This window comes from Nocardiopsis quinghaiensis (assembly GCF_008638365.1).
Classification (GTDB): Bacteria; Actinomycetota; Actinomycetes; order Streptosporangiales; family Streptosporangiaceae; genus Nocardiopsis; species Nocardiopsis quinghaiensis.
The window spans coordinates 89,152-113,298 of sequence record NZ_VWVU01000016.1; the positions used below are offsets into that span (position 1 = coordinate 89,152).

At 71.2% G+C, this 24,147-nt stretch carries 20 protein-coding genes; 14 read left to right on the top strand and 6 right to left on the bottom strand.

Annotated elements, in window-relative coordinates; genetic code table 11:
- Nucleotide 1: 1 nt before the first annotated feature.
- Complete coding sequence (locus tag FYX01_RS18605) at nt 2–847, bottom strand: RecB family exonuclease (protein ID WP_150243112.1); 846 nt, start codon at nt 845–847, stop codon at nt 2–4.
- 269 nt (nt 848–1,116) lie between these two features.
- On the opposite strand from FYX01_RS18605, the gene FYX01_RS18610 reads away from it, so the two are divergent.
- Complete coding sequence (locus tag FYX01_RS18610; protein ID WP_150243209.1) at nt 1,117–2,181, top strand: site-2 protease family protein; 1,065 nt, start codon at nt 1,117–1,119, stop codon at nt 2,179–2,181.
- Nucleotides 2,182–2,236: 55 nt separating this feature from the next.
- On the opposite strand, the gene FYX01_RS18615 is transcribed toward FYX01_RS18610, so the two are convergent.
- Nucleotides 2,237–2,710: a DNA-processing protein DprA gene (locus FYX01_RS18615; protein WP_150243114.1), complete on the bottom strand. Its 474-nt coding sequence runs from the start codon at nt 2,708–2,710 to the stop codon at nt 2,237–2,239.
- Nucleotides 2,711–2,742: 32 nt separating this feature from the next.
- Complete coding sequence (locus FYX01_RS18620) at nt 2,743–4,026, bottom strand: helix-turn-helix domain-containing protein (protein WP_150243211.1); 1,284 nt, start codon at nt 4,024–4,026, stop codon at nt 2,743–2,745.
- A 202-nt stretch (nt 4,027–4,228) separates the two neighbouring features.
- On the opposite strand from FYX01_RS18620, the gene FYX01_RS18625 reads away from it, so the two are divergent.
- A complete protein-coding gene (locus FYX01_RS18625) occupies nt 4,229–4,597 on the top strand; it encodes a hypothetical protein (RefSeq protein WP_150243116.1) in 369 nt (122 codons plus the stop codon).
- 174 nt (nt 4,598–4,771) lie between these two features.
- Here FYX01_RS18625 and FYX01_RS18630 read toward each other — a convergent pair whose 3' ends face one another.
- Nucleotides 4,772–5,596 carry an AraC family transcriptional regulator gene (locus tag FYX01_RS18630; RefSeq protein ID WP_223830534.1) on the bottom strand — a complete coding sequence of 275 codons (825 nt, stop codon included), beginning with the start codon at nt 5,594–5,596 and terminating at the stop codon, nt 4,772–4,774.
- A 74-nt stretch (nt 5,597–5,670) separates the two neighbouring features.
- On the opposite strand from FYX01_RS18630, the gene FYX01_RS18635 reads away from it, so the two are divergent.
- Nucleotides 5,671–6,081 (top strand): DUF2000 domain-containing protein, encoded by a 411-nt coding sequence (locus tag FYX01_RS18635; RefSeq protein ID WP_150243118.1) that lies wholly within the window; start codon nt 5,671–5,673, stop codon nt 6,079–6,081.
- Between the two features lie 39 nt (nt 6,082–6,120).
- Here FYX01_RS18635 and ppgK read toward each other — a convergent pair whose 3' ends face one another.
- Nucleotides 6,121–6,885, bottom strand: a complete 765-nt coding sequence (gene ppgK / locus FYX01_RS18640; protein ID WP_150243120.1) for a polyphosphate--glucose phosphotransferase — start codon at nt 6,883–6,885, stop codon at nt 6,121–6,123.
- A gap of 236 nt (nt 6,886–7,121) precedes the next feature.
- Between ppgK and FYX01_RS18645 the strand changes: the two genes are divergently transcribed.
- The 5 genes from FYX01_RS18645 to dop all read left to right on the top strand — a co-directional run bounded on the left by FYX01_RS18645 (nt 7,122) and on the right by dop (nt 15,587).
- The gene (locus FYX01_RS18645; RefSeq protein WP_150243214.1) at nt 7,122–8,156 is read left to right on the top strand and encodes a tRNA (adenine-N1)-methyltransferase; all 1,035 of its coding nucleotides are present in this window, start codon (nt 7,122–7,124) and stop codon (nt 8,154–8,156) included.
- A 329-nt stretch (nt 8,157–8,485) separates the two neighbouring features.
- A complete protein-coding gene (gene arc, locus FYX01_RS18650; RefSeq protein WP_150243122.1) occupies nt 8,486–10,255 on the top strand; it encodes a proteasome ATPase in 1,770 nt (589 codons plus the stop codon).
- A 287-nt stretch (nt 10,256–10,542) separates the two neighbouring features.
- Nucleotides 10,543–12,555, top strand: a complete 2,013-nt coding sequence (locus FYX01_RS18655; RefSeq protein WP_150243124.1) for a hypothetical protein — start codon at nt 10,543–10,545, stop codon at nt 12,553–12,555.
- Nucleotides 12,545–13,852, top strand: a complete 1,308-nt coding sequence (locus FYX01_RS18660; RefSeq protein WP_150243126.1) for a hypothetical protein — start codon at nt 12,545–12,547, stop codon at nt 13,850–13,852. Before FYX01_RS18655 ends, FYX01_RS18660 begins: the two co-directional genes overlap by 11 nt.
- 217 nt (nt 13,853–14,069) lie before the next feature.
- Complete coding sequence (gene dop, locus FYX01_RS18665; RefSeq protein WP_150243128.1) at nt 14,070–15,587, top strand: depupylase/deamidase Dop; 1,518 nt, start codon at nt 14,070–14,072, stop codon at nt 15,585–15,587.
- A 153-nt stretch (nt 15,588–15,740) separates the two neighbouring features.
- On the opposite strand, the gene FYX01_RS18670 is transcribed toward dop, so the two are convergent.
- Nucleotides 15,741–16,895 carry a S1 family peptidase gene (locus FYX01_RS18670; protein WP_150243130.1) on the bottom strand — a complete coding sequence of 385 codons (1,155 nt, stop codon included), beginning with the start codon at nt 16,893–16,895 and terminating at the stop codon, nt 15,741–15,743.
- Between the two features lie 1,031 nt (nt 16,896–17,926).
- Between FYX01_RS18670 and FYX01_RS18675 the strand changes: the two genes are divergently transcribed.
- From FYX01_RS18675 to FYX01_RS18700, 6 genes are all read left to right on the top strand, one after another.
- Nucleotides 17,927–18,130: a ubiquitin-like protein Pup gene (locus tag FYX01_RS18675; RefSeq protein WP_150243132.1), complete on the top strand. Its 204-nt coding sequence runs from the start codon at nt 17,927–17,929 to the stop codon at nt 18,128–18,130.
- Between the two features lie 167 nt (nt 18,131–18,297).
- Nucleotides 18,298–19,140 (top strand): proteasome subunit beta, encoded by an 843-nt coding sequence (prcB, locus tag FYX01_RS18680; RefSeq protein WP_150243134.1) that lies wholly within the window; start codon nt 18,298–18,300, stop codon nt 19,138–19,140.
- Between the two features lie 53 nt (nt 19,141–19,193).
- The gene (prcA, locus tag FYX01_RS18685) at nt 19,194–19,970 is read left to right on the top strand and encodes a proteasome subunit alpha (protein ID WP_150243136.1); all 777 of its coding nucleotides are present in this window, start codon (nt 19,194–19,196) and stop codon (nt 19,968–19,970) included.
- Nucleotides 19,971–20,082: 112 nt separating this feature from the next.
- The gene (pafA, locus tag FYX01_RS18690) at nt 20,083–21,441 is read left to right on the top strand and encodes a Pup--protein ligase (RefSeq protein ID WP_150243139.1); all 1,359 of its coding nucleotides are present in this window, start codon (nt 20,083–20,085) and stop codon (nt 21,439–21,441) included.
- 208 nt (nt 21,442–21,649) lie between these two features.
- Entirely contained in the window at nt 21,650–22,771 is a 1,122-nt protein-coding gene (locus tag FYX01_RS18695; RefSeq protein WP_150243141.1) for an FKBP-type peptidyl-prolyl cis-trans isomerase, read from the top strand.
- A gap of 236 nt (nt 22,772–23,007) precedes the next feature.
- On the top strand, nt 23,008–24,114 hold the full coding sequence (locus FYX01_RS18700) for a methionyl-tRNA formyltransferase (protein ID WP_150243143.1): 1,107 nt from the start codon (nt 23,008–23,010) through the stop codon (nt 24,112–24,114).
- Nucleotides 24,115–24,147 lie beyond the last annotated feature (33 nt).

Here is a 24,147-nt window from a genome sequence, read left to right on the forward strand (position 1 = left end):
CTCAGGCTTCGGGGGCCGGGGCCGGGGCCGGGGTCGGGGCGGGGGAGCGGACGGGCAGGGGCGGCGGGGTGCCGCCGAACTCCGGGCACAGCGCCTGGTGCTCGCACCAGCCGCAGAGCTTGCTCTTCCTGGGCTCCCAGACCCCGGCGCGTCCGGCCGCCTCGATCCGCGCCCAGATGTCGGAGATCTCCGCCTCGGCGGCCCGCAGTTCGTCCTCGGTGGGGTCGTACCAGCGCACGGCGCCGTCGCCGCCGAGGTAGACGAGCTGGAGGCGGGTGGGAACGACGCCGAGGTCGCGCCAGATCATCACCGCGTAGAAGAAGATCTGGAACCGGGCCTTGTCCTCGAAGCGGGGATGGGGCGACTTGCCGGTCTTGTAGTCCACGATCCGGATCCGGCCGGAGGGGGTGACGTCGAGGCGGTCGACGTAGCCGCGCAGCTTGAGCCCGGTGGGCAGGGACACGTCCATGCGCATCTCGCGGTCGCGGGGCTCCAGGGCGGTGGGGTTCTCCAGGTCGAAGTAGCGCTGGACCAGGGCGCGGGCCGACTCCAGCCAGGTGTCGCGCTCGGCCTCGTCGGCGAAGAGCTCATCCAGCTCGGGCTTCCTCTCGCGCAGCTTCCTCCACTGGGGGTCGACGAGGCCCAGGGCGTTGCGCGGGGTGCGTGACTCGGCGGGCAGCTCGTACAGGCGCTCCAGGCAGGCGTGGACGAGGGTCCCGCGCAGGGCCGCGGCGCTGGGCGCCTCGGGGAGCCGGTCGATGGTGCGGAAGCGGAACAGCAGGGGGCACTGCAGGAAGTCGGAGGCCCGTGAGGGGGAGAGGGCGGACGGAAGGAACGCGGTGGTCATGTGGTGAGCGTACGAGAGGGCCGTGACAAGAAGGAACCCCGAGGAAGGACTCCGGACGGCCCGACCGGAGTGAGGGGTGTGGGGGTGAACGGGCTCCCGGGCGAGCGCCGCGCACGCGACGGCCCTCCCCGGTCCGCGGGGGATCCGCGGGACGGGCGGACGGGCCGTAGGCTGGGAGCGTGACGACCGGTAGTGATCCATCAGCGTCCCGAGCCCGCAACCGTTCCGCGAAGCCGGGGTTGTTGATCGGCCGCCCCTTCGGCATCCCCGTGTACGTGACGCCCTCGTGGCTGATCGTGGCGGTACTGATCACCCTGGTCTACGGCGGGGTCGTCCAGGACCGTCTGGCGCTGGGCCCCGCCGCCTACCTGCTGGCGTTCGTCTTCGCCGTCCTGCTCTACGTCTCGGTCCTGGTGCACGAGCTCGCCCACTCGGTGGTCGCGCGCATGTACGGTCTGCCGGTCCGGCGCATCGTGCTGTACGTGCTGGGCGGGGTCTCCGAGATCGAACGCGAGGCGCCCACACCGGGCCGCGAGTTCTGGATCGCCTTCGCCGGCCCCCTGTTCTCCCTGCTCCTGGCGGCGTGCGGCTTCGGCCTGTACCTGTTCGCCGACCCGTTCAGCGTGGTCGGTGAGCTGCTGTTCCAGCTGTGGATCGCCAACCTGCTGGTGGGTGTGTTCAACCTGCTGCCCGGGCTTCCCCTGGACGGCGGTCGGCTGCTGCGCGCCGGGGTGTGGAAGATGACCGGCAAACCCCTGCTGGGAAGCGTGGCCGCGGCCTGGGGCGGCCGGGTGCTGGCCCTGGTGGTCGTGGCACTGCCGTTCGTGCTGGCCTGGTCGGCGGGCGGAGGGCCCAGCCCGTGGACCGTGGTGTGGGGCCTGGTCCTGGGCGGCTTCATGTGGACGGGCGCCACGAGCGCGCTGCGCGCAGCCCGGGTGCGTGAGCAGATCCCCCGTCTGCGGGCCCGTGACCTGGCCCGGAAGGCGGTGACGGTGCCGGCCGACACTCCGCTCGCCGAGGCCGAGCGTCGGGCCCGGGAGGCGGGGGGTGTGGAGATCGTGGTGACCGACCCCGACGGCACGGCGACCTCGATCGTGCATCCGGCGGCGGCCGGGGCGATCGCTGGGGAGCGCCGGGCGTGGGTCCCGGTGTCCAGTGTGGCCCGGGCGGTCTCCGAGCACTCACTGGTGCCGGTGGAGCTTGAGGGCGAGGAGCTGCTGAACGCGCTCACCAGTCGCCCACTGCCCGAGTACCTGGTGGTGGCGGAGGACGGCGGAGTGCGCGGGGTGCTGCGGGCCACGGACGTGAACGCGGCGGTGTCGGGCCGGGACTGAGGCCGCTGCCGCGGGGCCGGGCAGCGCGGACTCGCGGGGGTTGTGCCGGCGGGCCTCAGCGGCGGGCGCCCTCGGGCCACAGCACCGACACCGGGCGGGAGAGCGAACGCGCGTAGGCCACCACGTCGGCGGTGCCGCCGGGGCCCCGTGCGGGTCGGCCGTCCCAGACGGCCACGAGTTGGTCGCAGCGCCGCACGACCAGCCTTCCGGCCTCCATGTGCGCCTCGGGTGTGGATTCGGTGTGCGGTAACTCGTGGACGAGGACGGCCTGGGCCAACAGGCGGTCGTAGACGGGGTGGTGCTCCTCCGGGAGCGCCTCCCGGTAACCGGCGGCGGGGACGACCGCCTCCAGCGGCGCCCCGGCGGCCAGGACCGCCTCGGCGAAGACGGCGTCGGCGCCGTCGGCCAGGCAGGACAGGCCCACCATCTCGCAGCCGTACGGCTTCAGGCGCGCGGAGACCAGTGAGGCGACGGTGCTGCCCACCTCCGGGGCCAGGGCCCGGTGGCCGGTGACTCCGATGCGGATCACGAAACCTCCCTTTTGGTCGCTTCGCGGCTTTTCTACCCGGAAGTGGTGACGCCGGTCACCAGTGACAGGAGCTGCTCGTCCAGGTCGGCCGCGCAGCGCGGCCGCGATCCCTGGTACCGGCGCCGGAAGGCCCGCACCCGTCCGATGACCCGCTCCGACTCGAACCGCATCCCCGTGGTCAGCGCCTCCCGGGCCAGGCGGAACGCCTCGTCCACATCTCCCGCCTCGGCGTGCGCCGAGGCCAGTTCCACCTGCAGCACGGCGGACTGCTTGGCGTTGGCCGCCCTCGGGGTGAACGCCTCGGCGAAGGCCTGGCGGGCCTCGTGCGGACGGCTCAGACGCACATCCACCAGAGCCCGGTAACCGGCGACCTTGGCCTCGTCGAAGGCGAACACCCACGGCCAGGGCGGGTCGGTGTTGGCCGATCGGGCCGCCTCCCTCTCCGCCCGGTCGATGGCGCGCACGGCGGCCGGGCCGTCGCCGGTCCCGGCGTGCGCGAGCGCCTCCACGCAGGCGAGCCAGGCGCGTGCGGTGGGGTGGGCCGAGGGGCCGAGGACGCGTCCGGCCTCCTGGGCCAGCCCCAGGCCCAGGTGGGGGTCCTGTGCGGTGTCGGTCTCGAAGGCCGCCAGGGAGCCCAGCATGTACACGTCGAGCAGGCGTACGCCCGCCTGGCGTGCGCGGACCACCGCCGTGCGGTAGTGCGTGCGGGCCGAGCCCGTGTCACCCCGGTCGGCGTGCAGCCAGGCGGCGAACCCCGAGGCCTCGCTGGCGGCGGCACTCAGCTCCGCGTGGAACGGTGTCCCGTGCGCCTGCGCGAGCATGTGCTCGGACAGATGCACGTGCGCCACCGCGCCGGGCAACAGGTGGCGGGCGGGGGATCCGGCGTCCATGCGGCGCTGGCCCCCGGTGATGGAACGCAGGGCGGGGGCGGTCGTCTCGTTGACGGAGCGGTGGCCCGCGGCCGGGGCTCCCGGCGGCGCGGCGGCCGAGGAGGCGGCGGTGGCGGTGAGCAGGGCGCTCGCGGCGACCACACGTCCGAAGTCACGGCGTCTCGTGGTGTCCACCCCCTTCTCCGCGGGACCGGCCTGGGGCGGCGGGCCGCCGCCGAAACGCAGCAGGTGCAGCGGGATCCCCAGCCGCCGGGCGAGGTCGTGCACCTGGCTGACGGTCAGTGACTGTTGGCCGTTGACCACGCGGGAGACCCAGCTCTGGGAGTAGTCGATCGCGCGGGCGAGGTCGCCCTGGGACCATCCGCGCTCGGTGCGCACGCCCTCGATGACCGAGGCCATGTCACAGGTGGCCAGGGCGCTCGCCATGCGAGGCCGCGTCCACAGGTCCGGTGGGAGAACGCCGTCTGGTTGGGGCATGAGTTTAGGTTAGGGATTCGGGGCGTCCTCGGTGGCTATGTGGGAAAAAGAACGAGCCATGCGGCATCCGCATAGACCCGCCCGTCCCCCTCCCCGGTACGGCAGAGTGCAAGAGTCGTTGGTCCCGGAAGAGCCTGGGAGGGGACGCCCCGTGACCGTTGAGATCCCGTCCGCGGGAAACCCGAACCTGAGAGGTGGCCCCGGTCCAGCCGGGGCGGCGGACCGTGGGGAGCTGGCCGGTCTCGCTCTGCGCGGTCTGGCCGCCGAACTGCGCTCGCGGGGGGTGGAGGTCCGGGAGGACGGTGCGTTCGGCGCCGTCGACGCCGGTCCCAGCGCCCGGCCCCAGCGCGCTCTGCTGCGGCCCCACCGGGGCGGCCTGTGGTGGTGGATGCGCTGGCCGCTCCAGGACGGGGTGCCTCCGTCGCTGGCGGGGGTCCCCCTCTCGCCGGTCGCCCGGACCTCGGACGCCGCACGGCGGATCGCGGGAGCCCTGTCCGTGTCCGGCGGCGGCGCCACCTGACACGCGCGGGCCCTCGGCCCGCGCTCACGCGGGCGTGAGTGTCGTCCACGCCCGGAAGGCGGGCGGGTCCCGGGTCCTCCCCGAAACCCAGTCTCCCTCTGTGCGGGGCCGCCCGGCCTCGTCCGCCTTCCACCCGGCGCCTTCCGGCGCTCCCTCCTCCCGGGGACCCGCGCCCTAACCGCCCGCCGCGCGGAACTCCCCCGGGGTGATCCCGTAGTACCGGCCGAACCACCGGGTCAGATGGCTCTGGTCGGCGAACCCCGCCCGTGCGGAGGCCTCCGCCAGCGACGCCCCGGCCGCGATCAGCTCACGGGACCGCCGCAGCCGCAACTGCCGCTGGTAGTCGCTGGGCGCCATCCCCCGCACCATGCGAAAGGCCCGGTACACCGCGAAACGGCTCCGCCCGGCCGCCGACGCCAACTCCCCGGCTCCCACGTCCTCAGGAAACCTCTCACGCAGCACGGCCTCCACCCGCGCCGCCACGCGCTCCGCGTCCGGGTCCGAGATCTCCGCCACCGCCGGACGTCCCGTCGCCCCGCGGCACACCGTCGACATCACCGCACCGCGCAGCGCCTCGTCCACGGCCAGCCCGGAGCCCTCTCGCGACAGCGCCGTGTGCAGCCCGCGCAGCGCCCCGGCCAGCGCCGGGTCGCGCACCACCGGATCGGCGAACAGCGGCAGCCCGGCCCGCCCCTCGGCGGCGTCCGCGAGCACCTCCCGCACCAGCTCCGGTCCGATGTGCACGATCCGGTAGGTGAATCCCAGTTCGCCACCGGCGTGCCCGTCGTGCGGGTCCTCCGGGTTGAAGGCCAGCACCATTCCGGACACGCTCGCGTGCGCGCCGCCCCGGCAGTTGAACGCCTGTACCCCCGACTCCGTCACCCCGAACGAGTAGGCGTCGTGGCTGTGCCGGTGGTAGGCGTGCCGCTCGAAGTGCGCGTGCATCGCCTCCAGCGGCCGCTCGGGCGACCTCCAGTACCTGGCCCAGTCCTGTGTCACGCCCCCATTGTCCGGCACCGCCGGCGCGCACCAGCGTTCAAGACCGCGGGTCCCGGCTCCGCCACCATCGGCACATGCGTTTCGACACCAAGATCGCCGTGGCCGTGCGCGAGGACCTGGCCGCGTGGCAGAAGCTCAACGTCATCGCCTTCCTCAGCAGCGGCGTCGCCCACTCCCGACCCGAGGCCATGGGCAAGCCCTACGAGGACGCGTCCGGCAACACCTATCCGCCGATGTTCCGCGAACCCGTCCTCGTCCACGCCGCCGAGTCGCGGACCCTGGCCCGCACGCTCGACCGCGCCCGCTCCAGGAACCTGCCCGCCGCGCTCTACACAGAGGAGCTGTTCAAGACCGGCAACGACGACGACAACCGCGCCGCCGTGCTCGCCGTGGCCGCGGAGGACCTGAACCTGGTGGGTGTGGCCGTGCACGGCCCCAGGGGGGACGTCGACAAGGTGTTCAGGGGACTGCGCCTGCATCCCTGACCCCGGCCGGTCGGCGCCGTCCGGACCGTACGCGGTCCCTCAGACGGTCTCCGTCTCGGCGGCGGCCAGGGCGGCGCCGACGATCCCCGCGGTGTTGCGCAGCGACGCGGCCACGACGGGGGTCCGGATGTCCAGGAGGGGGAGGAACTTGTCCGCGTCGCGGCTCACCCCGCCGCCGACCACGATCAGGTCCGGCCACAGCAGGTCCTCCACCACCCGGTAGTAGCGGTGCAGCCGCTCGGTCGCCCACTCGCGGTAGGACAGCCCCTCCTCGTCCTTGGTCGCGGACGAGGCCCGCGTCTCCGCGTCGTGGCCGTCGATCTCCAGGTGCCCGAACTCGGTGTTGGGTACCAGGAGCCCGTCCACCACCAGGGCGGAGCCGATCCCCGTGCCCAGGGTCGTCATGAGCACCACCCCCGACACCCCCGCGGCGGCCCCGTGCCGGGTCTCCGCCACGGCCGCGGCGTCGGCGTCGTTGAGGACGCGGACCGGATGGCCGGTGGCCTCGCGGAACAGCGCCCGCGCGTCGACGCCGATCCAGTCCTTGTCCAGGTTGGCGGAGGTACGCACCACGCCCTGCTGCACCACGCCGGGGAAGGTGATGCCCACGGGCGCCCCCGCCGTCTCGGGGAAGTGCTCGGAGATCTCGTGCACGATCTCGGCCACCGCCGTGGGGGCGGAGCGCTCGGGTGTGAGGACCTTCTTGCGCTCCTTGAGGAACTCGCCGGTGGCCAGGTCGACCGGCGCCCCCTTGATCCCGCTGCCGCCGATATCGATTCCCAGCCCCGTGGTCAGCTGTGACATGGGTCGTCGTCTCCCGTGGTCCTCGTGTGGTGGATGGGCGTCGTCACGGCCCCGCAGGCTGATACTGCCCGGACGCGCGGATCTTCGCACGTGACCCTCGCGGCCGTGACCGACGCGTCCGGCCCGTGGCCGTCCCACCGTCGTGCCGCGTCCGCCCGTTCGCCGGGGTACCGGGGGGCCGATAGCCTGGGCGACTGCCCTGCCAACCAACAGCGATGTGGAAGACGAGAGCGACGTTGACCGGTATCCATGGCCGCCGCGGCCCCTTCACCGACGGCGACACCGTGCAGTTGACCGACCCCAAGGGTCGCATGCACACGACCACACTGCGCGAAGGCGGCGCCTTCCACTCGCACAAGGGCAAGGTCGAACACGACGACCTCATCGGACAGCCCGATGGCAGCGTGGTCCGCTCCAACACCGGGACGGCCTACGTGGCGCTGCGCCCCCTGTTGATCGACTACACCCTGTCGATGAAGCGCGGCGCGACCATCGTCTATCCCAAGGACGCCGCCCAGGTGCTCGTGGAGGCCGACATCTTCCCGGGCGCGCGCGTGGTGGAGGCCGGGGCGGGCTCCGGCGCCATGTCCAACTGGCTGCTGCGCGCGGTCGGTGAGCAGGGCATGGTGCACTCCTACGAGCGCCGTGCCGACTTCGCCGAGATCGCCCGCAAGAACGTGGAGCGCTTCCACGGCGGCCCGCACCCGGCCTGGAGGCTCACGGTCGGCGACCTGGTCGAGGAGCTGGACGAGACCGACGTCGACCGCGTCTTCCTGGACATGCTCGCCCCCTGGGAGTGCCTGGACGCGGTCGCCCGCGCCCTCATCCCCGGCGGTCTGGTGTGCTGCTACGTCGCCACCACCACCCAGCTCTCGCGCGTGGTGGAGGAAATGCGTGAGGACACCCGCTTCTACGAGCCGCGCTCGTGGGAGACCATGCTGCGCACCTGGCACGTGGAGGGCCTGGCGGTGCGCCCGGACCACCGCATGATCGGGCACACCGGGTTCCTGGTGGTCGCGCGCCGTCTGGCCGACGGTGTCGAGGCCCCCGACCGCCGCCGCCGTCCGGCCAAGGGCGCCTACGGCAAGGACTTCACCGCCGCGCGGGACAGGGAGCGAAGCGGTACGGCCGCCGGGCCGTCGGAGCAGATACCGGCGGGGGAGGTCGGGGACGCGGTCACCGACGCGAAGGCGCCCGAGGCGCCCGAGACACCCGGGGCGCCCGAGGCGCCCGAGGCGCCCGGGGGTTCCGCTCCCGCCGACAACGAGTAGGCGGCCGTCCCACCCTTCTCCTGAGCCCGTCCGTGCACACCGCACACCGCCGTGGAAACCCTCCGTGCGGTCCTGCGGATCCTGCCCGGGCGGGCTCCGGCGTACCCGGAAAAGCCCGCTGACGTGCGCCGAAAAGAACGTCGGCAGCCGCTGGGCGCTTGCCCCGGGTCGGACGCAGAGGTTACTTTCTCATTACGTCGGGTCATCCGTTAGCACTCTGACCTGTGATGACGCAAGACTCCGGAATGAGGCCTACGACACTCGTCCTTCCTGGGAGGTTAGGAATCGGGCGGGGGTAGGTAGGCTCCGATGTAGTTCCTCATAGGGAGGTGGCGGACGTGGCCGAGCGCGACGACGAGCGTCAGAGCGACCAGGACCGTGAAGTCGCAGAACTCACGGCCCAGGTCTCCTACATGGAAAAGGAACTCAGCGTGGTCCGGCGTAAGCTCGCTGATTCGCCCCGGCATGTACGCCTGTTGGAGGAACGGCTACGGGAGGCGCAAGCCAACCTCGCCGCCGCCAACGGTCAGAACGAACGGCTCGTCTCCACTTTGAAGGAGGCGCGCGAACAGATCGTGGCGCTCAAGGAGGAGGTCGACCGGCTGGCCCAGCCGCCCTCCGGCTTCGGCGTCTACCTCGGATCGCGCGAGGACGAGACCGTCGAGATCTTTGCCAACGGCCGCAAGATGCGGGTCAACGTCAGTCCCTCGGTGGAGCTGGACCGCTTGCGGCCCGGCCAGGAGGTCATGCTCAACGAGGCCTTCAACGTCGTCGAGGTGGAGTCCTTCGAGACCGTCGGCGAGGTCGTCATGCTCAAGGAGATCCTTGAGGACGGCGAGCGCGCCCTGGTGATCTCCCACCACGACGAGGAGCGGATCGTGCGGCTGGCCGAGCCGCTGCGCGACGAACCGATCCGCGCCGGGGACTCGCTGCTGCTGGAGCCGCGCTCGGGATACGTGTACGAGCGCATCCCCAAGTCCGAGGTCGAGGAGCTCATCCTCGAAGAGGTCCCCGACATCGCCTACACCGACATCGGTGGCCTGACCGGGCAGATCGAGATGATCCGCGACGCGGTCGAACTGCCCTACCTCCACAAGGAGTTGTTCTACGAGCACCAGCTGCGCCCGCCCAAGGGCGTGCTGCTCTACGGTCCTCCCGGCTGCGGTAAGACGCTCATCGCCAAGGCGGTCGCCAACTCACTGGCCAAGCAGGTGTCCGAGCGCACCGGCCGGGACGTCGGCAAGAGCTTCTTCCTCAACATCAAGGGCCCGGAGCTGCTCAACAAGTACGTGGGTGAGACCGAGCGTCACATCCGCCTGGTCTTCCAGCGTGCGCGGGAGAAGGCTTCCGAGGGCACCCCGGTCATCGTCTTCTTCGACGAGATGGACTCGATCTTCCGTACCCGCGGCTCGGGTGTGTCCTCCGACGTGGAGAACACGATCGTGCCCCAGCTCCTCAGCGAGATCGACGGTGTCGAGGGCCTGGAGAACGTCATCGTCATCGGTGCCTCCAACCGCGAGGACATGATCGACCCGGCGATCCTGCGGCCCGGCCGCCTGGACGTCAAGATCAAGATCGAGCGGCCCGACGCCGAGGCGGCACGCGACATCTTCGGCAAGTACATCACCCCCGACCTGCCGCTGCACGACGAGGACCTCGCCGAGCACGGCGGCTCCGCCAAGGCCACGGTGGACGCCATGATCCAGCGGGTCGTGGAGCGGATGTACACCGAGGGGGAGGAGAACCGCTTCCTGGAGGTCACCTACGCCAACGGTGACAAGGAGGTCCTGTACTTCAAGGACTTCAACTCCGGCGCGATGATCGAGAACATCGTCGACCGGGCCAAGAAGATGGCCATCAAGGACTTCATCGACCACCAGTCCAAGGGCCTCCGGGTCTCGCACCTGCTGCAGGCCTGCGTGGACGAGTTCAGCGAGAACGAGGACCTGCCCAACACCACCAACCCCGACGACTGGGCGCGGATCTCCGGTAAGAAGGGCGAGCGCATCGTCTACATCCGGACCCTGGTCACGGGCAAGAAGGGTACGGACTCCGGGCGGAGCATCGACACGGTGCCCAACACCGGCCAGTACCTGTAACGACGCACCCGCGAGGGGGCCGACCGGCACCGCCGGTCGGCCCCCTCCCGTTCCGGCAGCCAACGCTTCCGCCCCTGGCCCGGACCCCTTCTGCGGGAGTGGCCACGACGGTGGTGTCCCAGCGGGAGGGGTTCAGGAGCGGGCCGGGGAAACCGCCTGGCTCCGAGCTCACCGCCATGGCCACCGCGAGGCCGTGGACGGCGGTGCCGAGGACCACCCCGACCTCCGCCCGCGTCGACGGCACACCCGCAGGTCAGCCGGGAGAAGGGCTGAAGTAGGTTGTGGGAATGCGTCCTCCGTCCCCCGTGACCGCTGTTCGCCGTGTGCTGTCGTCCTTTGCGGTCGCGCTGTCGGCCGCTCTCGTGGTGCTCTCCGCCTCCCCCGTCCACGCCGGTCCCGAGGACTCTCCCGGAGGCGGGGTGAGCGACGCCGAGCACTTCGCCGGCCTCCTGGAGCAGCGGCCCGAGGGTGAGGCGGTCGTCGTTCACGACTCGCTCGCGGGCGACTACGACGTGGCGGAGCTGGAGCGGAGCCTGAGCGACTCGTTCGGCCGGCTGGACGTCCCGTACTACGTCGTGGCCAGTGCCGTCCCGGAGTACGCGTCCTGGGGCCGTCCCTTCCTCTCCGCCCTGCAGGACCGTGTGGGTGAACCCGGCCTGTACGTCCTCCTGAAGCCGGGGGAGTCCCGGGTGCAGGCGATGGCCCGTCAGGTGGACCTGCCCGTGGACGAGGCGGACAGGGCGCTCTCCTGGGAGAACGCGTTCACCTACCACACGCCGCTGGACACGATGGCCGACACCTTCGTGGACACGCTGACCGCCCCCGACCTCGCCGGGCGGGCCGCGCCGCGGTGGTACGCGGCCGTTCCGGTCGGCTGGTGGGTGAAGCACCGCCTCGACGAGCTGGGGTTGAACACCACCAGCGGCCCGGCCGTACTGGGCGAGGCCACCGCGGCCGCCGCCGGTCTGACGGTGACGGTGTGGCTGGTCCTCACGGTGGTCCGCTCCAGGAGGCGCGGTCGGGCCACCGCGGTGGGACTCACCGGAAGGCCGCCCGGGGACCGGGCCCTGATGGTGGGCGGGACCCTGGTCCTCGTCGCGGGGGCCGCCACCGTGGCCGCGTCCCTGATCCACTTCAACACCGCGACCCTGCCCGAGGAGGAACGGCAGGTGGGGCCGTCCCCGCCCTCCGTCGCCCCCTACGTCGCCTCCACGGTCCGGGTCGACCGGGTCGCCGCGGAGCTGCGGGACGGGCCCCTGTACGTGGACCCCCTGGCGGGGGAGAGCGCGGAGGCGCTGTCCGGGATCGCCGAACGCGTGGCCGGTGCCGAGCCGCCGGTCTACACCGTGGTGCTTCCCATGAGCCGGTACGACGAGTCCGGCGGCGACCCGGAGGTCCTCGCGCACGCGCTCCACCACGTCATGGACGAGGACGGCGTCTTCGTCGTCGTGGACGACTCGGCCGGAACCGACCCCGAGGTGAAGGCGGCCCTGTTCGGAGCGGCCTTCCCCGAGGAGGCCGGGTGGGACCCCCTGACGGACGTGACCGGGACCCGGTTCGAGTACACGGCCGCACAGGCGCTGGACGAGCTGCTGGACGAACTGGAGAAGGTGTCGGCCGCTCCGGGGAAGGAGCCGCCGGTGCCGAGCGGGATCGATGACAGCGCCGAACCGGCCCCCGGTCCCTCGCGGCTGTCCGGGTTCGTCTCCGGGGACTTCGGCAAGGCGCTGTTCGCGGTCGGCCCCCTCTCCGCTCTGGTGGCCCTCGCGCTGGTGTGGTCCGCGTCCGGCGCCGTGACGCGTATGAACACCGTGCCCGGACGCTTCCTGCGGCCACGTGCGGACCGGGCGGTCCGCCGCGCGGCCAAGGCGGTCCAGAAGGCTCCGGCCGATCACGCCGGCCTGGACAGGACCCTGCGTGAGACCGACGCGGCCATGGCCGTCCTGGGCGGGGAACCGGACGAACTCGACCTGGTCGGGGTCGTGGTGTTGGCGGACCGTGCGGTGCGCCGGCTCGGCTCCGATCCCGGCACCGCGGCCGGGGCCGATGCCCCGGTCTGTATGGTGAATCCCCTGCACGGCCCGTCGGCCCTGCACGGCCCCCGTCACGGGCAGCCCGTGTGCGCCTCCTGCGCCCTGCTGTCGGAGCGGAAGCGTGAGCGCCGCACGCTCAGGGTCGCCGTTCCCTCGGGCGGACGCCGGCCGCACCTGGAACTGGCCCGGCGGTGGGTCGTGACCGGATACGGGGACAAGGGCCGACTCGACGCCGAAGACCTGATGGGGGAGTCCCGTGTTCGCTGAGCACCGATCCGTCCGCTCCTGGCCGGCCGTGGTGGTGGCGCTTCTGGCCGTCGCCCTCGTGCCCGCCGCGCCGGCGGTGGGCCGGGCCGACCCGGTCCAGGAGGAGATGAGCGCGACGGAACGGGTCGTCGCCGGACTCGAGGAGTCGCCGGTGCACGTCGACCCCTCCTACGCGAGTGCCTTCCCCGAGGAGCTCGCCCAGGAGACGGGACGGCGGATCACCGACTCCGGCGTGCCGCTGCGTGTGCTGGCCGTCCCGCTGATCGAGGGCGGGGACTGGAACGGCCAGGCGGACCTCATGGCGGCGGCCGTGCACGACAGGATCGGCGGCGAGGGGCACTACCTGGTCCTGGACGGGGAGAGGCTGTCCGGGCACGACTTCTCCACGGGGAGCACGACCCAGGTGAGCCGCGCCTTCTACGCCTCCCAGGCGGTCTCCATGGGGATGGGTGACGACGCCCCGGTCGCGGAGCGTGTGGAGAGGGCGGTGGACGTCGCGCTGTCCGACGATCCCGAGGGGGCCTACACCGCCGCCGACGAGCAGCGGGACCCGGGGGCGCTCGACTGGTACCACTCGCTCGGGCCGGGCACGTACGTGCTGTTCACGGTGCTGCCCTGGATCCTGGCCGGACTCGCCCTGCTCGGGCTGGGCGTGGCCCTGTTCCGCTGGCGCAGGCCCCGCAGGCTCCCGTCGCTGCCCCAGCACGCCGCCTTCGACAACGCGAACCAGGCCCGCAGGGACGAGCTGGCCGCCAAGGCCGGGAGGGAACTGGTGGAGGTCGGCGAACGGGTGAGCGGTGCCGTGCCGGTCGCCGACGACCCCGGCGCGGTCGAGGCGCTCCACCAGGCCCTCGACGCGCACGCGGCGGCACGTCAGGTCTACGACGTGCTCCCCGCGGAGGGGGCGCTGGTCGACATCGTCGGGGTGCTGGTGCTGTTGGACGCGGCGGAGGACCACGTGGACCGGGCCATCCGCCCCGCCGGTCGTCGGCGCTCCACACCCGTGCGCTCGCACTGCTACGCGAACCCGCTCCACGGGACCGGTACCAGGATGACGCGGTGGCGCGAGTTCGGCGGGCGCGGTGACGTCACGGTACCGCTGTGCGCACCGTGCGCCGGGGCCGTCCGCGACCGGCGGCGTCCCGTCGTCCTGCCCGCGCACCACCGCGGTCGCGAGGTCCCCTACTACGAGGTGCCCGCGGCCGAGAGCGTGTGGGCGGCCACCGGCTACGGGACGCTCCGGGAAGACCTGGTCGACCGGATCCTGCGCGGCGACCACGAGGTCGGTCCGCGGTAGCGGCGGGGCCCGGCGCCGGCCCCGGGGCGCGAGGATCCACCGGTCGGTCCGACGGGAAGATTCCGGGCCCGCCGGCGGGCCCGGAATCGTGCGATGGCGTTCTGACCTGCGATGACAGTGGTGTGCCGCCTGTTGCGAAACGCCCGGGAACACGGCACTTGAGCCACAATTGGCGAGTAGGCGTTCAAGACCGGGCCCCGGTGGATAACCTCTCACCATGAGTGTGCGGCGGATTATGGGTATCGAGACCGAGTACGGGATCTCCGTGCCAGGCAACCCCGGGGCCAACGCGATGGTCACCTCCACCCAGGTGGTCAACGCCTATCTGGCCGCTTCGGCGGCTCGGGCACGGCGTGCCCGTTGGGACTTCGAGGAGGAGAACCCGCTGCGCGACGCGCGCGGCTTCGACCTGGCGCGTGAGGTGGCCGACCCCACCCAGCTCACCGACGAGGATCTGGGCCTGGCCAACGTCATCCTCACCAACGGCGCCCGGCTGTACGTGGACCACGCCCACCCCGAGTACTCGGCGCCGGAGGTCACCAACCCGCGTGACGCGGTGCTGTGGGACAAGGCGGGGGAACGGGTGATGGCCGATGCCGCGGCCCGGGCGGCCGCCACGCCGGGGATCGAACCCATCCAGCTGTACAAGAACAACACCGACAACAAGGGCGCCTCCTACGGCTGCCACGAGAACTACCTGATGAACCGGTCGACGCCCTTCGGCGACATCGTCCGGCACCTGATCCCGTTCTTCGTCTCCCGGCAGGTGGTGACGGGTTCGGGCAAGGTCGGTATCGGCTCCGACGGGCAGGGAGCCGGGTTCCAGATCTCCCAGCGCGCCGACTTCTTCGAGGTCGAGGTGGGGCTGGAGACCACCCTGAAGCGTCCCATCATCAACACACGGGACGAGCCGCACGCCGACCCCGACCGCTACCGGCGGCTGCACGTCATCGTCGGTGACGCCAACATGAGTGAGATCTCCACCTATCTCAAGCTGGGGACGACCGCGCTGGTGCTGTCGATGATCGAGGACGGCTTCCTGAGCGTGGACCTGTCCCTGGAGACCCCGGTGGCCGACCTGCGGGCGGTCTCACACGACCCGGGCCTCACGCACCGGGTGCGGCTGCGCGACGGGCGGCGGATGACCGCGCTGGAGCTGCAGCGCGAGTACCTGGACCAGGCCCGCAAGTACGTGGAGGACCGCTTCGGTACCGACGTGGACGCCGACACCGCCGACGTCCTGGACCGCTGGGAGTCGGTGCTCGACCGGTTGGGCAGCGATCCGATGAGTCTGGCCACCGAGCTGGACTGGGTCGCCAAGCTCAAGATGCTGGAGAGCTACCGCTCCCGCGACGACCTGGAGTGGTCGCACCCGCGTCTGCAGCTGGTGGACCTGCAGTACTCGGACGTGCGGGCCGACAAGGGGATCTACAACCGTCTGGCGGCGCGCGGGCGGATGCGGCGCCTGCTGGAGGACCCGGATGTGACACGCGCGGTCACCGAGCCGCCGGAGGACACCCGGGCCTACTTCCGGGGACGCTGCCTGGCCAAGTACGCCGACGAGGTGGCCGCGGCCTCCTGGGACTCGGTGATCTTCGACCTGCCGGGCTACGACTCCCTGCAGCGGGTGCCCACCCTGGATCCGTTCCGGGGGACCAGGGAGCACGTGGGGGACCTGCTGGACGCCTCCGACACGGCCGTCGACCTGGTCTCGGTACTCACCGGCGGGCGCTGACCCCGGGCGTACCCGGCTCCCGCGCGCCGCAGGCACCGGCGGCGCGCGGGGCCGGGTCCGCCTCCTGGTGCTCCTTCCACCGCCACGCGCCTCGCACATGGGCGTCCCCCGCCCGCGCCTGCGCGCGGACGGGGGACGGATCAGGGGACGGGGTCAGCTGGTGCGGATGTTGACGCCCCAGGAGTTCACCATCGGCATGACCTCCTGGTAGTAGGTCGTGCCGCCGCTGCGGCAGTTGCCGGAGCCACCGGAGGTGACGCCCTGCGCCTGCGAACCGGAGATGAACGAGCCGCCGGAGTCACCGGGCTCGGCGCACACGTTGGTGCGGGTGAGCGAGCGGACGGTGCCCTGCGGGTAGGAGACGGTCTGGTTGCGGGCCTGGATGGTGCCACAGTGCCAGCCGGTGGTGGAGCCGGAGCGGCACACCGCGGAGCCGACCGGGGCCTGGCTGGTGCCGGTCACCGACTGGTAGCCGCCGGAGTTGTAGCGGGAGACCAGGTTGTGCAGGGTGAAGTTGGAGGTACCGCGGACGAAGGCGGCGTCGTTGCCGGGGAAGATCGACCGCTCGAAGGTGCCGGTGCCGTTGCCGATGGTGACGCCGGTACCGACGGTGCCGCAGTGGCCGGCGGTGACGAAACCGGGCTGGCCGGAGCTGTTGGTCGCCGGGAAGCCGACGGAGCAGCGGCCGCCCATGTAGTAGGCCAGGCCGCCGACGATGTCGGCGTAGGTCTGCGGGGTCTCGCTGGCTTCCTCCACCTGGATGGCGGAGGCGTCCACACCGGCGTCGGCGAGCAGGGCGTCGACGTCGGCGTCGGAGCCCTTCAGCACCTCGACCACGACGGTGTCACTGGCCACGTCCGGGTACCAGCCGAGGACGCCCTCCTGGGCCTTGGCCTCGTTGAGGTCCTCGACGACCTCGGTCAGGCCCTCGGCGCCGTGGGAGACCACGGTGGCCTCGGCGCCGGTGGCCTCGACCGCCTCGACGGCCGAGTCGTCGGTCACCAGGACGGTGAGCTCCTGGGTGTCGGTGTCGAACAGGGAGCCGCCGTAGGCGTCTCCCGCGGCCTCGGTGGCCTCGGCGTCGGTGTCGATGGCGGTTTCCTGCGCCTCGAGGAGAGACTCGGCCTCGAACGGGGACAGGTCGAGGTCTCGCTCGAGTGCAGCCGCCATGCTGGAGGCGCTGTCGTCGGCCACGGGGGCCTGGGGGACGGGTCCGGTCGCCGCGAGGGCTCCCGGAGCCATGGCCAGTGCCAAGCCGAAGGCCAGTGCTCCTGTGCCGACGGCGGAGATAACGGGGGAGGGTCGCATGGTTCCCTAACTCTCCAGGGGATTGACAGGGGAATCGGGACTTCCATTCCTGTAGGTACGGAAAGCCCCTTTCGAGGGTCGAAGTTGGTTCGACTCCCGAAGTTCACCGAGACATCCGGTAAACGATCCCTAACCATAAGTGCACACTTTGGTGGTGAAAAGACCCTCTTGGTGTAGATCCATTCAAGAGGGCAAGGGATGATCCTATGACCCCTTGTTTGGTGATGGCTACGCGTAGTCGCCGCTCGTGCGACCTTGTGATCCTTGCATTCGGATGCTCACCGATTGAAACGGCGCCCTGTGCGCAAGGGGTGTTCTGTGGCCGGATGCGGACACCGGTACCGGGTGCCATCGGTGATCGCCCGGTTACATGGGCGTAACTCCAGAGGTCACAGGTCCCGTGGGGAAAGGAGGATGACCGGTTCGGGATGCGTACGTGAGGGCGAGCGCCTGGCCGGATCCGGTCGCACCGGCGTCCACCGCCCATGCGGCAAGCCTCACCGCCGTCGATGTCGGCGTGCGGGCGCGGTCAATGCGCACAAGGAGTGGAAGGGCCGGGGGACAGCAGGTCCTATTGCACCGTGTGACCTGTGGTGATGACCTGTCCGGCCTCGGTGCTTTTGACCGGTGTTGTTTTCCGTCCGCGAGCCCGTGGGTAACGCAAGGGGCGCAATACGACCGGACCGATAAGACCGGACACGGTCGCCGACACCGGGTGCCGTCCGTGACGGAACGGAGGGCGCGGGGCCGGTTCCGAAGGGGGCGGGCCGGTGCCTCGCCGAGTGGGCGGTCGGGGGTGGGCGGTCGGGGCGGGAGCGGCGGAACGGTCATCGCCGCGGTTCCTTCCGCACGGCTCCGGTGACACGCCCGAGGCGCGACCGACACACGTACGAGCACGTGCGCGGGCACACGGGCCGATCCAAGGTAACTAGCGGGTATCGGGCCTCGGGAAGGGGGTTGAGGCGCCCGGTGTTGGGCCAAGATAAGGGCAAGAGCCCCGAACGGGGATTCGGAAGGGGAGGTAGGAAGCCATGGCGACGAAGGACACCGGGGGTCAGAAGCACACCTCGCGCCGCGACGAGGAGGTCGAGGAGACCGAGGCCTCGACCGACGTCCAGGAGGACAAGGAACAGCTGGACGAGGACGTCGACGACATCCTCGACGAGATCGACGACGTGCTTGAGAACAACGCCGAGGACTTCGTCCGGCAGTTCGTCCAGAAGGGCGGCCAGTAGCCCCCGGCGGCGGTTCGCTGACAGCGCATTCCAGCGCGGCCGGCCCCGCCGCACGCAGGACTAGGGTCAGTCCCAACGGCCGGAACACGGTCCGGCCACCGTCAACAAGAACAGAGGCGTCCCACCCGCCCCCAACACAGGGGTGGGACGCGAGTGGAGGGAGTCGCGTGTTCGAAGGGTTCGAGGGCGGACGGTTGCCTGCCGCTTTCATGAGTGCGGGGACCTCGTCCTTCACCGAGTTTCTCAGTTCGGTCAGCCCCGAGATGCTGCCCGGACACAAGCTGCCCCCGGGCGGCGGGACCGAGCACCTTACTCCCGACGCCACGACCATCGTCGCCCTGACCTTCCCCGGGGGCGTGCTGGTGGCCGGCGACCGCCGGGCCACACAGGGCAACGTCATCGCCAACCGCGACATGGAGAAGGTGTTCCGCACCGACGAGTTCTCCGCGGTCGCCATCGCCGGCTCGGCCGGGATCGGCATCGAACTGGCCCGCCTCTACCAGGTGGAGCTGGAACACTACGAGAAGATGGAGGGGCGCTCGCTCTCCCTGGAAGGTAAGGCGAACAAACTCTCCCAGATGGTCCGCGGCAACCTGGGCATGGCCATGCAGGGCTTCGTCGTCGTCCCGCTCCTGGTCGGCTACGACGAGAACACCGAGTTGGGCCGGGTGTTCAGCTACGACGCCGTCGGCGGCCGCTACGAGGAGCACCGCTACCACTCCATCGGGTCCGGGTCGGTCTTCGCCAAGGGCTCGATCAAGAAGCTCTACCGTGAGGACCTCGACCAGACCGGCGCCACCAAGGTCGCCCTGGAGTCCCTCTACGACGCCGCCGACGACGATTCGGCCACCGGAGGCCCCGACCTGCACCGCCAGATCTTCCCCCTTGTCGACGTCATCACCGAGGACGGCCACCGCCGCCTGTCCACCGAAGAGGTCGCGCGCCTGGCGACCGAGGTGGTCGAGGGGCGCGCGGTCAACCCCGACGGTCCCACGGTCTCGTTGGACTGAGCGGCCTCGTCCCCACACCAGACATCCCCGACTAGGTAAGGAAACGATCCGCGGTGTCGATGCCGTTCTACGTCGCCCCCGAACAGCAGATGAAGGACAAGGCGGACTACGCGCGCAAGGGCATCGCGCGCGGCCGCAGCGCCGTCGTCCTGCAGTACGAGGGCGGGATCCTCATGGTGGCGGACAACATGTCCCGCACCCTGCACAAGATCAGCGAGCTCTACGACCGCATCGGCTTCGCCGCCGTGGGGCGCTATCCCGAGTTCGAGAACCTACGCCTGATGGGTGTGCGCTTCGCCGACGTGCGCGGGTACCAGTACGACCGCCGTGACGTCAGCGGGCGCCAGCTCGCCAACATCTACGCCCAGACCCTGGGCACCGTCTTCAGCGAGAGCCTCAAACCCTGGGAGGTGGAGATCGTCGTCGCCGAGGTCGGCGACACCTCCGACGAGGACGAGATCTACCGCATCACCTTCGACGGCTCCATCGTGGACGAGCAGGGCTTCGTGGCCGTGGGCGGCTCCTCCGAGCACGTGTCGAACGTGCTCAAGGACCGCTTCGCCGCCGAGGCCTCCCTCAGCGCCGCCCTCAACGCGGCCACCCACGCACTGGCCCGGGAGAACGGCGAGGAGCGTGAACTGGAGGCCTCCAACCTGGAGGTCGCCATCCTGGAGCGGGCCAGGCAGCACCGCAAGTTCCGCCGTATCCACGGGCGACGCCTGACCAGACTCATCGAGGAGGGCAAGGCCAACGGACGCACCGCCTCCGGAGGTGAGGCCTCCGAAGGTGAGGCCTCCGGCACGGCCACCGCGGACGAGGCCGACGAGTGACCTGGAAACGATGATCCCGGTGCGGCGCACCCGAGGCGCCGCACCGGACGGGCGGGTGCGGACGGCGAGGCCCCGTCGTCCGCACCCGGTGACGGGAAGTTGGTGAGGCCGCGTGGAACGACGGATCTTCGGGCTGGAGAACGAGTACGGGGTCACGTGTACCTTCCGGGGGCAGCGCCGCCTGTCCCCCGACGAGGTCGCCCGCTATCTCTTCCGCAGGGTGGTCTCCTGGGGGCGCAGCAGCAACGTGTTCCTGCGCAACGGTGCCCGTCTGTACCTGGACGTGGGCAGCCACCCCGAGTACGCCACCCCCGAGTGCGACAACCTCGTGGACCTGGTGGCCCACGACAAGGCCGGTGAGCGCATCCTGGAGGGGCTGCAGGTCGACGCCGAGCAGCGCCTGCACGAGGAGGGCATCGCCGGGGACATCTACCTGTTCAAGAACAACACCGACTCGGCGGGCAACTCCTACGGCTGCCACGAGAACTACCTCGTCGGACGGCACGGCGAGTTCGGCCGCCTGGCCGACGTGCTCATCCCCTTCCTGGTCACCCGGCAGATCGTCTGCGGCGCCGGAAAGGTCCTGCAGACCCCCCGCGGTGCCCTGTTCTGTGTCAGCCAGCGAGCCGAGCACATCTGGGAGGGCGTCTCCTCGGCCACCACGCGTTCGCGCCCCATCATCAACACCCGCGACGAACCGCACGCCGACGCCGAGCGCTTCCGCCGCCTGCACGTCATCGTCGGCGACTCCAACATGAGCGAGACCACCTCCCTGCTCAAGCTGGGCTCCACCGACCTGGTGCTGCGGATGATCGAGGCCGGTGTGGTCATGCGCGACTACACGCTGGAGAACCCCATCAGGGCCATCCGCGAGGTCAGCCACGACATGACCGGCCGCCGCAAGGTACGCCTGGCCAACGGCCGCGAGGCCAGCGCGCTGGAGATTCAGCGCGAGTACCTGGACAAGGTGCAGAGCTACGTCGACCGGCACGGTACCGACGCCACCGGTAAGCGTGTCCTGGACCTGTGGCAGCGCACTCTGGAGGCGGTCGAGACCCAGAACCTGGAAACCGTCTCCCGGGAGATCGACTGGGTCGCCAAGTACCTGCTGCTGGAGCGTTACCGGGACAAGCACGACCTGTCCCTGTCCTCGCCGAGGGTGGCCCAGCTCGACCTGACCTACCACGACATCCACCGCGACCGCGGGCTGTTCTACCTGATGCAGAACCGCGGCCAGATGGACCGGGTGGTCGGCGACCTGAAGATCTTCGAGGCCAAGTCGGTGCCACCACAGACCACGCGGGCCCGCCTGCGTGGCGAGTTCATCCGCCGCGCCCAGGAGCAGCGCCGCGACTTCACGGTGGACTGGGTGCACCTGAAGCTCAACGACCAGGCGCAGCGCACCGTGCTGTGCAAGGACCCCTTCAAGTCGGTGGACGAGAGGGTGGAGAAGCTCATCGCCGGGATGTGAGCCTCCCGGAGGCCGGAGCGTGCTCCGCGGGCGCCGTCCGCCGTGCGGCGGGACGTGCGTCCGCGGAGCACGCCCGGGGACTCACCGTGTGGTCGAAAAAGCCGCCTGTGACGGGGTTACGGTGTTCGTGACGTTCCTGGGGGTGGTTACGGCCCTTCTTTTCGGTAGTGTGAGCCTGTCCTGAGCCGGAAATCAGAGGTTGTGACCCATGCACCGACGTGCTGCCGCCCTCGCGGTGCCGCTGACCGCCATCACCTTGGCGGTCTCCAGCTGCGCAAACATCCCCGAGGAGTGGCGTACTCCCGCCTTCTTGCGTATGGGAGAGGAACAGCTCGACTCGCGGATCCCCACCGTCACCGGTCCGGTCGGTGAGGAACCGGAAATCACCTTCCCCGATGCGGAGCCGCCGGAGGAGGAGCTCTCAGGCATCGTCAGCGAGGGTTCGGGCGAGGGCGAACTGGTGCGCGTCGACGACCTCCTGATCGCCAACGTCGCCCAGTACCAGTGGACCGGCCCCGGTGAGGGCGAGGCCGTGGAGGGCCAGTCCAGCTACGAGACCGGCGCTCCCGACCTGATCCGCATGGAGCAGATGCCCGAGCAGATCGGCGACGTGCTGGTCAACCAGCCCGTCGGCAGCCGGGCGGTGTACGTCTTCCCGCCGCTGACCGAGGAGGAGAGGCAGCAGGCCGAGGCATCCGGCCAGCCCGCTCCGGAGGGCGCAAGTGTCCTGGTCATCGACCTGATGAACCGCTACAACAAGGGTTCGGTCGTGTCCGGGGAGCAGACCACCAACGGCGGTGACGGTCTGCCCGAGGTGACGCAGGAGGGCCACAGCGAGCCCACCATCGATGTCCCCGACACCGACCCGCCCGAGGAGTTGGAGGTCGTCCCGCTCATCGAGGGCAACGGCGACGAGGTGGAGGAGGGCCAGCAGGTCATCGTCCAGTACACCGGTGTGCGCTGGGAGGCCGACGAGGACGGCGACCACGAGGTGTTCGACTCCACGTGGAGCCGCGGCGGTGACCCGTTCGACACCACGATCGGCGCGGGCGCGGTCATCGAGGGCTGGGACGAGGGCATGGTCGGCCAGCCGGTCGGCAGCCGCCTGCTGCTGGTCGTACCCGGTTCCATGGCCTACGGCGAGACCGAGGAGGAGGCCATGGGCGCCCCCGCCGGGACACTGGTCTTCGTCATCGACGTCCTGGGCGCCTACGACAACCCGCCGCCCGCCGAGGGCGCCGAGGGCGAGGGCTCAGAGAGCGCCGAGGGCGAGGGCTCCGCCGAGGAGCAGGCCGACGCGTCCGAGGAGGACGGCGGCGACGGGGAGTAGCCCGCTCCCACGCCCCTGAACGCGCGCGAGCCCCTGCGGGATGACGAACCCGCGGGGGCTCGCGCGCCCTCCGCCACCCTCAACGGACGTCCTTCGGCCGCAGACACTCCCGCCCGTCGCCCTCCGCCACCCTCAACGGACGTCCTTCGGCCGCAGACACACCTTTACGCCTTCCGTGGCCCCTCTTCGGGCGGTGCGTAGAGTCGAGACACCGGCGGACGGGTGAGGAGGAGCTGATGTCAGACCGGCGGCGCTACTGCTACGTGTCCGGACTGAGCCTCGGTGCTCCGGCGCTGGAGGAGCTCTGCGCACAGGGGCGTCCGCCGAGTCTGGTGGTGTCCTACCCGGCCGAACTCGCGCACCTTTCCGGCTACCTCGACTACGAGACCGTCACGCGCCGGCACGGGCTGCCGCACCTGCGTGCGGCCGACCTCGGCTCCGACGAGGTGGGCGAAGCCCTCTCGGACCACGGCATCGACCTGCTGGTCGTCGCGAGCTGGTCCCAGCCGGTCCCCGACCACGTCCCGTCCTCCCTGCCGCTGGGCGGGGTCGGCCTGCACCCCTCCCCGCTGCCCGTCGGGCGCGGCAGGGCGCCCATCCCGTGGACCATCCTGCGGGGCATGCGCTCCAGCGCCGTCACCCTCTTCCACCTGGAAGGCGAGACGGGCGGCGACATCGTCGACCAGGCCTGGTTCGACGTGGAGCCCGACGCCACCGCCACCGGCCTGTACGAGCGTGTCGGCCGACTGAAGTCGGAGCTGCTCGTACGGCACCTGGACGGTCTCCTGGAGGGCAGCGCGCCCCGACGTCCGCAGACCGGCCACACGTCGGTGTGGCCGCGCCGACGCCCCAGCGACGGCCAGATCGACCTCACCGCCTCCGGAGGCGACGTGGACCGGATGGTGCGCGCGCTCGCCGACCCCTACCCGGGGGCGTTCGTGGTGTTCGGCGGAGCACGGATCACACTGTGCGCGGGACGGTTGGCCGACCGGTCCTCCGGAGGGGCGCCCGGCCAGGTGGTGGCGACCGGAAACGGGCGCGAGTGGGGGATCACCTGCGGGGACGGGACGGTGTTCGTGCCCGAGGTGCTGAGGGTGGACGAGGGGGTGCGGGCGGAGCCGACGTCGCTGGCCATGTTCCGGCCGGGCACCTTCTTCGACGCGCCCTCCCCGCACATGCTGGCGGCCACCCGCCGGTCGCCCGTCCCCGGTCAGACGCAGCAGGAGCCGACCGGCCACGCGGTGCCCGCGGCCAGAAGCGCCTCGGAGCCCACGGAGGCGGCCGATCCGGGTCCCGCGTCCGGTGCCATGACGGGCGACCCCAGACCGGCGGACCAGCGCTGACACAGGATCCGCGGCCCCGCCCGGCGCCCCGCG